The organism is Methanosphaera sp. BMS (assembly GCF_003268005.1).
Taxonomy (GTDB): domain Archaea; phylum Methanobacteriota; class Methanobacteria; order Methanobacteriales; family Methanobacteriaceae; genus Methanosphaera.
Genome location: NZ_CP014213.1, coordinates 1,030,679 through 1,045,729, shown reverse-complemented (window position 1 = coordinate 1,045,729; position 15,051 = coordinate 1,030,679). Strand labels below are relative to the sequence as shown.

Here is a 15,051-nt window from a genome sequence, read left to right as displayed (position 1 = left end):
TTTTTCGTAAAAAAATTTAATGGATTGAATTGTTTTCATGTTTTTTATTGATTTTTGTTTAGTATTGTGTATTTTGTTGATGTTTGCTACTATTGGGTGTTAATCTTGCTTGTTTTGGTTTGATTTTTTTGGTTTTTTGAGTGTTCTGTGTTTTTTTCGTGTTTTCGTGGTAGTGTGGTTTGGTAATATGTCCATGTTTTTGTTTTCTAGGAATTTTTTCATGAGTAATATCCATTATCGATTGATAATCAGTTAATAATACCGATATGTATTGTTAAATTATTGAACTTTCAACTACATTTTCAACAGCCACTATATATTTATGTTTACCTAAAAAAATTTGTAATACTTTATTGTTTTTAAGTTTAGGTAGGCATAAATTACTGTTATTTGTTTTGGTTGATTTAAATTTAGTTATACTTAAAAATAGTTATTTATATAACTTTTCAATATTAAAATAATAATTATAATAAAAAAGTTATGATTTTTTATGATGGGCTGGCGATAAGATGAATGATTATCATGGTGAAGTAAAGAAAGTTATAATGATAGTATTAATCTTAAATATAATAATGGCAACATTAAAGATTGGTTATGGGGTCTACTCGGGAATATTAAGCATATCCGCTGATGGTTATGACTCCCTTCTTGATTCTCTGGCAAATATCGTAGCATATATTGCCGTAAGCCTATCAAGTAGGCCCGAAGATAAAAATCATCCCTACGGCTATGCTAAGATAGAGGCATTTGCATCAATCCTGATTGGAATTTCATTAATAATCGTAAGCTATGAAATTATAAGCCAGGCATTTGATAAATTCCTACACCCACAAACGCTTGAAATATCAACAGTTGGATTTATAATCATGATAACAACACTGCTGATAAACATAGCATTGTCAAGGTATGAACTGAAAAAAGGAAAACAGCTAAAAAGTGATTTGCTGATAGCTGATAGTGACCATACCAAAAGTGATGTATTGGTTACAAGCATAGTTATCTTTGGATTAATACTGGTTCGTTTCAATCTATCAATAATGGATCCGATAATATCGATAATAATAGCATTGATAATAATAAAAACGGGAATAGAAATATTGAAGAATAATTTCAACATATTGCTGGATGCCAATGTCATGCCAACGGCCAATATATACAATATCGTCTATAAAATTGATGGTATAGACAATATTCATAACGTTCGGACAAGAGGCACAACATCTAACGTCTATATCGACATGCACATGGTGGTAAGTTCAGATTTAACGGTAAAGGAAGCATATCAAAAGGCATGTCTTGTCAAAAAAAATCTTATTGATGAATATGATGAGGTCAAGGATGTTATAATTCAGATTGAAAGTGAAGAGGGAATATATGATGCAAAGGATTTGAAATAACAATACATCCATTATCATTTATTCTTTCTAATTTTACGATTTGAACTCTATTTCGGTACTCTTTTTAGGGGATAACTTGCATATAATGATGTGAAAGTCATATTGAAAATCTAATTTAACAGACCTTAAAACCCGAGTCATCACCAATATTTTCACCAATCATAATTGTCATACATTCTTTTAAAATACTATTTTTTCATTAGTTTTAAATCTTTTAAAAAACATAAATCTCATTAATAATAATCCACTAACTTAAAATGGATTATGCATAATACTTTCATAGGGTATTCAATATATCAATACGGTTGTCAAGGTGATTTTTATTAGTAATATAGAACGTAACATTCTTATTTCATATTTAAATGATTTTAAAGATTTAACAAATGATGAAAACGCTGAAGAATTTTCAAAAATCATATTGTCATTATATGATAAGAATAACAATAGCACAAGAACATTAAAAGGACTGAAACAGGATAATGATAAGCTGGAATTATTCATCAAAGAATTCAAATCCAACCTAAACAATAAATTAAATAAAAATCAGAGGCTACTTGAAAAATACAATCAAATCCTGGATGATAACAAGAGGTTAACCAGGATAAATAACTCATTAAACGACTCCAACAACGACCTTGATGAAAAGATAAGCACGATAAGGGAAGATAACATTGATTATCACGATACGATATCAGACCTTAAAAAAGACATAGGATACTATGAAAGAGTACTGGAAAAACTAACCTTGATAATAAACTCCCTTGAAGACGATACCTACACCATATCCGATGCATTGAATATAGACCGGATAGAATCAAGCCCATTCTACAGGCTCATTGACAACTGTCCTCTTTTCGACAGAAACTACTACAACAACCGGTATCTAAACGATGAAAGTATTGATGAGGTAGCTCACTATATTAAAACGGGAGCTTCACTGGATTATAATCCAAGTGAAGACTTTAATACCAAGTGGTACAGAAAAAAATACCTGAATGATGATATGAAAGTCAATCCATTGGTTGAATACCTGACTTGCGGCATTAAAAACAATAACCTGCCAACAAATTACTCTCAATGTCCCGACACGTCAATAGCCGATACGCAGGAATATCATCTAATAGACGAATCAGGATTCTTTGACGCCGATTACTACATGGATACATATGATGTGGATGAGGGGATGGATCCGTTAGCCCATTACATGACAGTCGGATATCAAAGAAAATACAAGCCAAGAGAAGACTTCGACGTCCAATGGTATACAAAAACCTACTCCTACTACGAGCCAAGTCCACTATTAAACTACGTGTTAAACAGCAATACAAGATTAACAAAAGAGGCCGTAAACAACTATGCTCAAGAAGAGGAATATGACCTCAGCGATTCACAGCTATATCACATACTGGATGAAAGCAATTTATTTGACCTGTCATGGTACTTTACCCAGTACAACTCCTACCGGGATGACTTGATGGAAGACTACATTCTGAACGAATCAAACAACCGCTACATATCACAACTTCATAAGGATTACATCCAGGACAATCCTACAAGTGACGTATACCAATACGTCTATGAAAAGCTATCCAGGGAATATGATTCAAGCTATGATTATTCGAGGGAGTTGGACTTGGATATCAAGGACAGCGTAGAATACACCATACTATCGGATGATGAACTCTTCGATAAGAGATACTATCTCAAGAAATATGGTGACGTATGGAAAAACGCATCAGATCCAATCAGTCACTACCTCCAGTTTGGAATAAACGAGGGAAGAAATCCTAGCGAAAACTTCAATACCGACAATTACTACAAAATCAACCCGCAAATAAAAAACAGGATAAACCCACTGGTTGACTACATATATAACAATAAGCCGGAGTTAGCCACCGAAGCCGAAAAGACAAGCATGAAGGATACTATTGAATATGCATTGCTTGATAACACGGAATACTTTGATGCATGCTACTACTCCAATAGCTACGAAGTGGAAGCCGATGATTTGCTCGAGGAATACATGACCAACGGATTCAATCAGAAAAGAAACCCGACGGTTGACGTGGACATCGAAAGATTACCTGGTGTTGAATCAATCAACGATTACGTCGATTACATAATCAAATCACAAATCAAAGACGATGAATATGATTATAAGAATTCAAAACAATACCCGGATGACTACAATCTTTTAAACAAAAGCATATACTTTGACGAGGACTACTACAGAAAGCATAACCCAGACATAAAAGAATATCAGGATGCAATAGAATACTATCTCACACATGAGGATAAGACATCCGTACCGACAAGCAAGTACTTTGACATAGAAAGCTACATCAACTTCAACCAGGACTTGAAAAAAGCAGGTGTGGATCCCCTTATACACTTCATCAAAAGTGGAATAAACGAGTCAAGACGATATAAAAGGCCGAAACTCTCAGTGGATGAATTTAAAGATTATCCACAGATGTATGAATTATATGACATGATATATGAATCAGACCTATTTGACGAATCATATTACATGAAGCACAATCCCAGCCTATTGACCACTGGTGAAGACTCCATAATTCACTACCTGAAATATGGGGTGGATTTAAACTTGAATCCATCAGCAATCTTTTCAACACAACGATACCTGAAATACAATCCGGACATCAAAAGAACGGGATTCAATCCATTATACCACTACTTAAGTCGTGGAGAAAAGGAAAACCGCTTCATGTTCCTGCCGGAAGAGTACTATGTAAACAACATACTCGAAAAGAATGACTTTTCCACATCAATTACAATACTTGATAAGCTAAAGGAAAAGACAACAATCATACTGCCGGTAACGGGTCACTATGATGAATTCAAGATAACACTACAAAGCATACTGGAAAATACAAACAACCACTATGAACTCATAATACTCAACGCTGTTGACGAATCAGAACAAGACAATAACACCAGCCGATTGTTAAGTGAATTGGAAAGATTGGATAAAATAGAAAATATAAAAATAATCGATGCTTTGAGCGATAATGACAATGTCCTAATGGAATGCATATCCTCTTTGAGTACAGACGTTGTACTTTTGGATGAAAACGTGATACTCACGCCACACTGGCTGGTAAAACTGATTAAGGGTGCATATGCAAACAGACAAGCGGCAACGGTATCTGCCATTACAAATAACAGTGACCTGCTAACACAATCCAATAAGGACAAGCTAACCTCACTATATGACAAGGAAAAAAATAACATCAACAACCTTAACGATAAGTCAAGACATCTTGGCCAAAAGCTGGAATCAATATATGTTGAAAGACAAACTCCCGAAAAACACTGCATATACATTAAAAAAGAAGCATTAAGTTCTGTAGACATTAAAAAGGCAGAAAACATCGATAGTCTGACAAGAAACTTATATGAAAAAGGTTACATTTCAATTACGGATTCATCAACATTCATATACACAGGGGATAATGATGAAAACGAATTTGAAACAAACAAATACAATGATATCACTGTTGATGATATAAATAAAATCATATCCGACATTTCATTTGACAATAAAAGATATGAAAGGGTACTCTGCTTTACACAAATGGAAGACAACCGGCCAAATGTGGACGATGACATCAGACGATTGTCAAACAGGTATCAGACATACATACTTGCAATAGATGACGACAAGATCTACCTCTTTAGCTATAAAAACGGTCACTTCTCATTGATTGATAACATAAAAACCGACTACTCATACGATACGAACTTCTTCTACAGTGTATATATAAACATACTCCTCAACCTTAATGTGGATTTAATCTACACCAAGACGCATAAGAGACTATTCCACCCTACAAATAGGAAGTTCACCTCAATACTAGAATTCAAGCATCACTTTGAAGTGGAGGAACTGCATGAAACAGTCTGCTATGACAAGTCATTCATGCTGGAGGCAGAAAAACTCCTGAATACACATGCAGATTACGAAGACGTCATAAATCACAAACTAAATCAGATAAACTTCAACGACAAGAGAATGGTCATATACACGGCCGTAACAGGCAGCTATGACGAACCTGTAATACCGGGCTATGTAAACGAGGACTTCGACTACATATGCTTTACTGACAATCACAACCTGAAGTCAGACTTCTGGGAAATACGATTGATGGACGAATCCGACCTGGATGACATACGTAAGGTACGAAGCTATAAGATACTTGCCCACAAGTACCTCTCAGACTACGATTATTCTCTGTGGATAGATACAAACATAGAGTTAACAGACAACATAATAGACTACATCCACAAGTACTCAAAAAACAACAAGCTGCTTGCCATAAGACATATAGAACGAGACTGCATCTACGATGAGGCAGATACATGCATAGCATCGGCCAAGGATACTGACATTGAAGTAATAAACAAGCAGATTGATGCCTACAGAAATGACTCCTACCCGGAACACCATGGACTGATAAGCTCAGGAGTGCTATTTAGAAATCATAACGACCCCGACGTAATCAAGCTGATGGAGGACTGGTTTAGCCAACTGCTTACGGGAAGCTACCGTGATCAGCTAAGCTTCAACTACGTTTGCTACAAGAATGACTTTGAATATGACTGTGCAAATCTCTTCATCATCAAAAACTCATACATGCAGCTTCATGATCACCTATCCAAGGGATTCGTACTAAGAAACGTTGACATAGAATATGATATGGACTATGACCTTAAATACACGACGGATGATGTTGAAGATATACTGGACAACTTTAATGAAGTATCCATTATCATGCCGATAGAGGACTTTGATGAAGGCTCAATAAAAGCCATTGACAGCGTGATTAAATACACGACACTTGACTATAAGTTAATCTTGGTATGTGATGACGATGAGGATTACCACATTCTAAACGACAAATACTCATCAAACGGGGCTGTAAAAATCTTAAATCTTCCGGATTCTGCTACAACTTCCAAGATAAATATGGCAATCAACAACTCCGTAAATGACGTACTGATACTGGATGAAAAAACTCTCGTATCACCAAAATACCTGCAGAAGCTAATAATCAAGGCATACACCGACAAGATGATTGCAACTGTAAGTCCAGTATCCAATAACACATTACATTATGTTGAAGGACATGACTTTAGCGAAGATACTGTTATAGTTGACTCCGGATGTATTGAACAATCCGCCAGGGACGGAATGCTTATTGTACCTGTCGTCAATAGAGATTGTGTATACATCAAAAAGGATGCCATATATGCCGTGGGATTCTTTGACGTGGAATATGATACTTGGGAGTACTGCCTTATTGACTATTCATTACGCCTTGACAAGAAGGGCTGGCACAATACGATGGCCTCATCATCATATGTATACAACGATGCAAACACAAAAAATCTATATGAATACCTTGAAACTGCCGGTGCCCATACAAATGAGGATATAAATCCATACGCACACGATAAAAAGATACTTCTTACAAGATACTATGAATATAAGGATTCAATCAGTGAATTTAATAAGTCAATAGAATTAAATAATCTAAAAAGAAACCTGAAATATAGATTAGCCAATAAAAATACTAAAAAACGAATATTATATGTACTGCATGAGGGAGTGGGTGGAACACTGCATACAAACCTTGAGCTGATGAAAAACATAAATCCACACATGGACGCATATCTGCTGGTAACATCAACAAGCAAGGTGGAACTCTACAGATATAACCCGCAGTCAACAAGCATTGACACAAACCCTGACATGGAATTCAAAAATAACCTTGACCATTTAAGAACATGGAAGCTAAAGGGCAGCTACACACTACTTAATACAACCGACAAACAGCTCAAACAGATATACTTCAACATACTCGTATACCTCAACGTCGACATAATACACATAAGACACTTGATAATGTCAACCTTTGACCTGCCGAAAGTAGCGGCAAAGCTGGCAATACCCGTAATACTCTCATTCCATGACTACTACTACATATGTCCATCACACAACCTGGTAGATGACAACAAAAACTACTGTGGAGGAATATGTCCGCCGTTATATGAGTTCAACACCCTCGGAGGACAATGTAACATAATAGGCCAGCTGAACATACCACAGGCAAGAAGCATAGTGCACTGGTGGCGTGATGAGGTATCAGAGATGTTTAAAACCATAAAAGCATTCATCACAACATCAAAATCGGCATACCAGTTATACACCAAGTTCTATCCGCAGCTGGAGAATGGCGACTTCAGGATAATAGAACATGGAAGGGATCTGCAAACGCCGGATTCTACAAGATACGTGACTCCAATAAACAATAAGGGCAAGATAAGAATACTCTTTCCGGGTCACATCGGATACACCAAGGGCTATGAATTAATTAAAAAGATAAAAGAATACGACACCGATGACAGGCTAGAATACCATTACATGGGAAGCATAGGTGGACATGATGATCTAGAGAAGATAGGAGTAAATCATGGGGTATATAAAAGAAGTGAATTTTCGGATATAGTGCATAGGATAAAGCCACACTTTATAGGAATATTCTCGATATGGCCTGAAACCTACTGTCATACACTGACTGAAGGATGGGCATCGGGAGTGCCGATACTTGCGGTTGACATTGGAGCCGTAGGTGAAAGAATAAAAGTCAACGGTGGAGGATTCCTCATAGACAATGACCCGAAAGAGGCATATGATAAGATAATAAAGATATCACGAAACAGAAGACAATACCTGAGAAAGGCAAGCAGAATAACAAACATAAAATTCAAAACAACAAAACAGATGGGACAGGACTACCTGGAAGTATATGAGGATTACTTGAACTATTAATGGGGGCCTTTGATTATGAAAAATGATAAAATAAGCTTAAACACTTATCTAAACAATCTACGGGATAGCTTGAATGATTCATCCATAGAATATGATGATGAAGTAATTGATAATCTTGAAGGATTCATAAATGAACTAATAGATGACAACGCCAGAAATGATAAGAAGCTAAACAGCCTAAGGCGAATCAACAACCAACTAAACCGTTACCGTGATGAACTGTCAAGGCGGATGGATATCCTTGAGAAGAAAGCATATAAAATGGAAGGTTTATACGACGCTACACTAAATAAGAATAGGCAATTGAATAGGAATTATCATATCCAAAAGGCACTAAATGACCGGATGGACAAATACTATACGGACATATCCCGAACTCATCAATCGGACAATGAAGAACTCTATGAATTAACCCTAAAGAAACAATACCTCATGCAGGTACTGGCCAACCTGGATATCATCAAGAACATAATAGACACAAACATCACCTATGGAAATCTCTTTAACCTGGATAGTGATATCAGATTAAGTCCGGGCTATGACGTGATAAGCCAATCAAAGCTCTTTAATGCCAACTACTACACCGACAGGTATATGGATGATGACAAGTTGGATGCCATAAGCCACTACCTGCTGGTAGGAGCAACCCTAGGCTACAATCCATCAGAAAACTTCAACACCAACTGGTATAAACAGAGATACCTCCTGGATGACAACGCAAACCCACTTGTCAGCTACCTGCTTAAGGGCCAATACGAGGGTAAGCTTCCGCTGCCACCACACGAAGAGTTTGGCCTGGACATAACAAATACCCATGAATACACATTAATTGACGAATCAGGACTCTTTGACAGGAAGTATTACAGGGATAAATACCACGTTATGACCGATACAATAACCCACTACCTCTCAATAGGATACCTAAAGGATTATAATCCAAACGCTGAGTTTGACAGCAGATACTACAGCGACAACTATGAATTAACAGATGAAATACCATTGATACACTACATACTAAAATCGGAGGATGACAGGACAAATTCAAACACCCTATATGATAAAAACATTCTACCCGACATACAGGACAGCTACCCATACAACCACATAAAGCAATACGGCCTCCTGGACTATGAAAAGTACAACAAACATCAGGATAAGGGATTTTATGATGATGAAATCCTAAACTACGTTGAAGTGGGCTATAAAAACAATTACTACCTGAATGATGAATTCGATTCAAACAGCTACCAGTCAACACATGATTTGTTTGACAATCCGCTGGACAACTACATCTATGACGTGGCCTATAACGAATACAAATACTCCAAAAAGGACTATGACCAGCCTGAAGAGGCCGTTATATCCGACACTAGGGAATATAACATAATCCGTGAGGAAAAGTTATTCGATGATGAATACTATAGAAGACAGTATAATATAAAGGGTGATGTGGACCTATTGGAACACTACCTTACAACGGGAGACGCACTTGGATACAATCCATCCGAAATATTTGACACGGTCCAATACAAGAAAAAGCACGCACTTACAAATACCAATGCACTGTATCATTACATACTCAACTTCAAGGAGGACATTCTCATCGATGAACAATTAACCGATGACATAAGCGAAAGCATAGAATATCGTTTGATTGAAGAATCAGGACTCTTTGATGCCAACTACTACACGGAAATCTATGCAGATGAATTGGATGAATTTACAGATCCAATCATGCACTTCATGGAAAATTCACATAAAAACAATCCAAACAAAAACTTCAACAGCATAGAATACATGGCAAGACACGGATATCCTAACGATTCACACATCAATCCGCTTGTAGAATACATACTAAATGGTGATGATTCAATTCATGCCGAAAACCTGGAGGACAACTATCAGTCTATTGATGAAAAATACCTTGAAGACTATTCAATACTCTCCAATTCAAAGTACTTTGACCCAATATACTACATAGAACACAACCCCAACCTATCAGACAATGATGATGCAATAGACTACTACATAAGAAAGGGAAGATATGAGGATTACCCGACCAGCAAATACTTCGACAAGAAGGAATACTACAGATTAAACCTTGACCTGAAGACATATGGCATAGACCCTGTCATACATTTTACACAAAACGGACATAAAGAAAAAAGGCCATTCAAGAGAGCAAAACTAGAACTATCGGATATGGCAGCATATGACTCCAATATATGTGACTGGTACGATGTAATCTACGAGTCCGATTACTTCGATGAATACTACTACATGGAGGAAAATCCCGAAGTAGAGGCACTTGATATAGATCCGATACTACACTACATACTCATAGGGGCAGACAACGGAAAGAATCCATCCAAATACTTCTCAACAAACGAGTACCTAAGGGTATACGGGGACGTAAAAAACAGCCATATAAACCCATTATACCACTATCTTAACAATGGAATACATGAAGGCAGATTCTGCCATATACCAAAAGAGGATTACGTCAAAAACTATGACTCAAAATATGACATCCTCGAGTCAAAGAAAATCATCAAAGCACTACACCGGAAGGTATCGATAATAATACCGATATACAATGCATATGAAGAAACCAGGGAATGTATCAGGAGCGTACTTGAAAATACACAAGTGGACTATGAACTGATACTTATAAACGATGCAAGCAGTGATGAACGAATAGAAACATTGCTTGACAGCCTAGAGGACATATCATTTATCAGGGTAATTCACAACAAGTCCAACCAGGGATTTGTCAAGAACGTGAACATGGGCATGAAGCAGTCATCAAATGACGTTGTACTGTTAAACAGCGATACCAAGGTAACGCCGAAATGGCTATCCAGGCTGGTGACAAGTGCATACTCTGATGACAGGATAGCAACCGTAACTCCCATAAGTAACTCATCCGACTTGTCAATAGAAAAGCTTGGACTTGATGACAATCAGGAAGTGTTAAATGACTACTCATACCAGGTAAACAAGCTGGCAAATACCGACAAACTGCTAAGTCCAACAGGTAACGGCTTCTGCCTGTACATCAAACGGGAAGTACTCGAGAATATAGGATACTTCGATGAAATATTCGGCATGGGCTACGGTGAAGAAACAGACTTTACAAGCCGGGCTGCAGCCAACGGATGGATAAACATAAGAAATCCATCGGTATTTGTATATCATAAAAGACACGCATCATTCAAGAAGCAAAACACAGACAAACTAAAAAGCAAAAACAAAGAAATAATACTCGAACGCTACCCTCAGGTATTTGACAAGTGGGATAACTTTGCATCATCACTAGAGGTGCAAAAGACACTTGATGACATAACAGAAAACGTCAAAAGGGGCATAAACTCACAGAGAATACTATGCATAACCGAACTGATAGATGACGAGGCGGATATTGACAACTTGATGCTTCTTAGACTGTCAAGAAAATATGATACGATTGTATTGGCAGTAGGGGATAACGTCATCAGATTATTCAAGTATACCCCACAGATGAGTCCAATATTTAACCAGTGGGAGTATGACTTTTCATATGACAGCGACAGGTTCTTCAGGCTATACTTCAACATACTCGTAAATCTAAAGATAGACCTAGTATACCTGAAGAATGCACGCAGATTATATCACTCATCAAACAGTGAAGTATTGATATATAACAGGATGATAAAATACCTTGAAATAGAACAGATAACCGAATCCACACATACGATAGACACTATACTGCCGGCATGCGACAAACTGCTAAACCCGGTAGACTCATTCGACAATCTTATAAGCAAAAAATCATCCAACATAGACTTCACAGGTAAACGGATGGTGGTATACACGGCGGTAACAGGTACATATGACGAGCCGTTAATACCACAGGAAAGAATAGAGGGCTTTGACTATATATGCTTTACCGACAATCCATTCTTAAAGTCAGACTTCTGGGATATAAGGCCAATAGAAAGTGAAGGCCTGAATGCTACACAAACGGCACGAATGTACAAGATACTGGCCCACAAATACCTCTCCGATTATGACTACTCCTTATGGATAGATACCAACATCGAGATAATAGGAGACATACGTGACTTTATAAACAAGTACTCTGTCAACAATAAGTTACTGGCATTCAAACATCCACAGAGGGACTGTATCTATGATGAGGCAGATGAATGCATCAGGCTCAAAAAGGATGAAATGGACAATATCATCCCACAGATAAACAGATACAGGGATGAAGGCTACCCTGAACATAACGGATTAATCAGTTCGGGAATACTATTCAGAAAGCACAACGACCCCGACGTGATAGGTGTGATGGAGGACTGGTTTGGCCAGATAATCGAGGGAAGCTACCGCGATCAGCTAAGCTTCAACTACGCCTGCTACAAAAACAACTTCACATATGACGCAACCGACAGTTACATATTCAAGAACGAATACTTCCAGATACATGACCACTTAAATAATGGATACTTCATGCGAAAGGTCAACACACAATATGACTCATGGTATCACCTCAAATATGACAATGAAGAGGTAAACACCATATGTGAAGCATTCCACAGGAAAACAAGCGTTGTCATACCGATATACAATGCATACGAGGAGACAAAATCATGTATAGAAAGCGTACTGGAAAACACAACGATAGACTATGAACTGCTTTTAATAAACGATTCATCAACCGATGAAAGAATACACGACCTTCTCGAGTCATACAGGGACTATTCCCACATCACAGTCATACATAATGATGTCAACCAGGGATTTGTAAAAAACGTTAACAAGGCATTCATGAACACCTCCAATGACGTGGTACTGCTAAACAGCGATACCATAGTAACGCCAAAATGGCTGCAGAAACTAAAATACAAGGCATACACCAACCAGAAAATAGCAACGGTGACTGCCGTATCAAACAATGCGGGAGCATTCTCCGTACCACAGCCCGAGGCAAACGACATCCCTGACCAATTTACGATAAACGACATGGCAAACATAGTTGAAAAGGCATCCGATGACTCTATAGTACAGACACCTACCGCCAATGGATTCTGCATGTACATCAAGAAAGAGGCCATAAATGACGTGGGATTTTTCGATGAAATATACGGAATGGGATACGGAGAAGAAAATGACTTCTGCATGAGACTGCTACGCAAAGGCTGGAAACATGTAATAGACCCATCAGTATACATTTACCATAAAAGAAGTGTATCCTTCAGCACCAAAAAGGATAAACTCATAGAAAAGCACTCACAGATACTGCGAATGAAATACCCCGACTACAAAAAACGCGTAAATGAATTCATATCCTCAACAAACTTCAGGAAGATACGAAACAACATAGATGATGCAATAAACTCCACCACCAAGGAGTCCAACAGGAAAAGAATACTCTATGCAATACACAACGGATCAGGAGGAGCACTCCACACCACCATGGACATAATGAAAAACGTTGACAAAAACATGGACACCTACCTCATAGTAACTGGTAAACAGGACATAGCACTCTACAAATACAACAGTCTGGGAAACAATGACATAGAACACAAGGACGGTGACAAGGAATTCGTAAAATACCTGCAGCTGTTAAGAAAATGGCCAAAGGAATACTCCTACACGGCCATGGATACAACAATCGATGAATTGAAGAAGATCTACTTCAACATACTGGTTAACCTAAAGATAGACATAGTGCATGTGATGCACTTAATCCACAGCAGCTTCGACTTGGTGGAGCTTTCAAAACTCTTGGGATTACCTGTGGTAATGTCATTCCATGACTTCTACTACATATGCCCATCACACAACCTGCTTGATGACAATGGAAACTACTGTGCCGGCATATGCAGTGAATATAACCCGGACTCAATAAACAACGGTCAATGCAGTGTAGCTGCCGGATTAAACCTGCCAATATTAAAGTTATACAAACAAAAATGGCACAAAAAGGTAAGTGAAATGCTCAATTTGTGTGATGTGTTCCAGGCACCGTCACAGTGCGTATGTGACATGTACAAAAAGGCGTATCCGCAACTGATGGATAAGGACTTCAGATTCATAGAACATGGAAGGGACCTTCAAACACCATCGGAAATAGAAGTCATGCCACTCAAGGATGATGAACCCGTACGAATACTCTTTCCGGGACATATCGGACGAAGTAAAGGCTATGAACTAATTAAAGGCATAAAACAGTTGGACGTTGATGACAGGCTTGAATTCCACTACATGGGAAGTATCTACGGATCAGAAGACCTTGAAGACTATGGAACATACCACGGCTTCTATGACAGAAGCGACTTCGAAGAGATAGTCCGAGAGGTGAACCCACACTTTATTGGAATACTCTCGATATGGCCCGAAACGTACTGTCACACGCTAACAGAAAGCTGGTCATGTGGAGTACCGGTACTGACGATAGACATTGGAGCACTGGGTGAACGTGTACATGAACACGGCGGAGGATTCTTCATAGACATGGATGCCGAAAGGGCATACCGGGACATACTTGACATAATAGCCGACGAAGATGCATACGCCGAAAGGGTAAATGAAATCACAGGGATAAATATAAAAACAACACAAGAGATGACCGATGAATACATGGACATATATGAAAAACTGATTAAATAAATAATGGAAATAATGGAGTGCTACAACACTCCTAAAATGTCTAATTTTTTACTTAAAATCTCTTTTATTTTTATTTTTGATATTTTTGTTTCATTACTTGTAATCTTTAACCAATGATGATATGGATATATTATTTGA

Annotated in this window: 4 protein-coding genes; 3 read left to right on the top strand and 1 reads right to left on the bottom strand. The window is 37.7% G+C overall.

The features are described 5' to 3' along the window. Positions 1–99 precede the first annotated feature (99 nt). Entirely contained in the window at positions 100–222 is a 123-nt protein-coding gene (locus AW729_RS11665) for a hypothetical protein (protein ID WP_257791415.1), read from the bottom strand. Between the two features lie 287 nt (positions 223–509). Between AW729_RS11665 and AW729_RS03715 the strand changes: the two genes are divergently transcribed. The 3 genes from AW729_RS03715 to AW729_RS03705 all read left to right on the top strand — a co-directional run bounded on the left by AW729_RS03715 (position 510) and on the right by AW729_RS03705 (position 14,913). Beyond that, on the top strand, positions 510–1,397 hold the full coding sequence (locus AW729_RS03715; RefSeq protein WP_112123840.1) for a cation diffusion facilitator family transporter: 888 nt from the start codon (positions 510–512) through the stop codon (positions 1,395–1,397). A 313-nt stretch (positions 1,398–1,710) separates the two neighbouring features. Further along, entirely contained in the window at positions 1,711–8,253 is a 6,543-nt protein-coding gene (locus AW729_RS03710; RefSeq protein ID WP_112123839.1) for a glycosyltransferase domain-containing protein, read from the top strand. A gap of 15 nt (positions 8,254–8,268) precedes the next feature. After that, positions 8,269–14,913 carry a glycosyltransferase gene (locus tag AW729_RS03705; protein ID WP_112123838.1) on the top strand — a complete coding sequence of 2,215 codons (6,645 nt, stop codon included), beginning with the start codon at positions 8,269–8,271 and terminating at the stop codon, positions 14,911–14,913. The last annotated feature ends 138 nt before the right edge of the window (positions 14,914–15,051 follow it).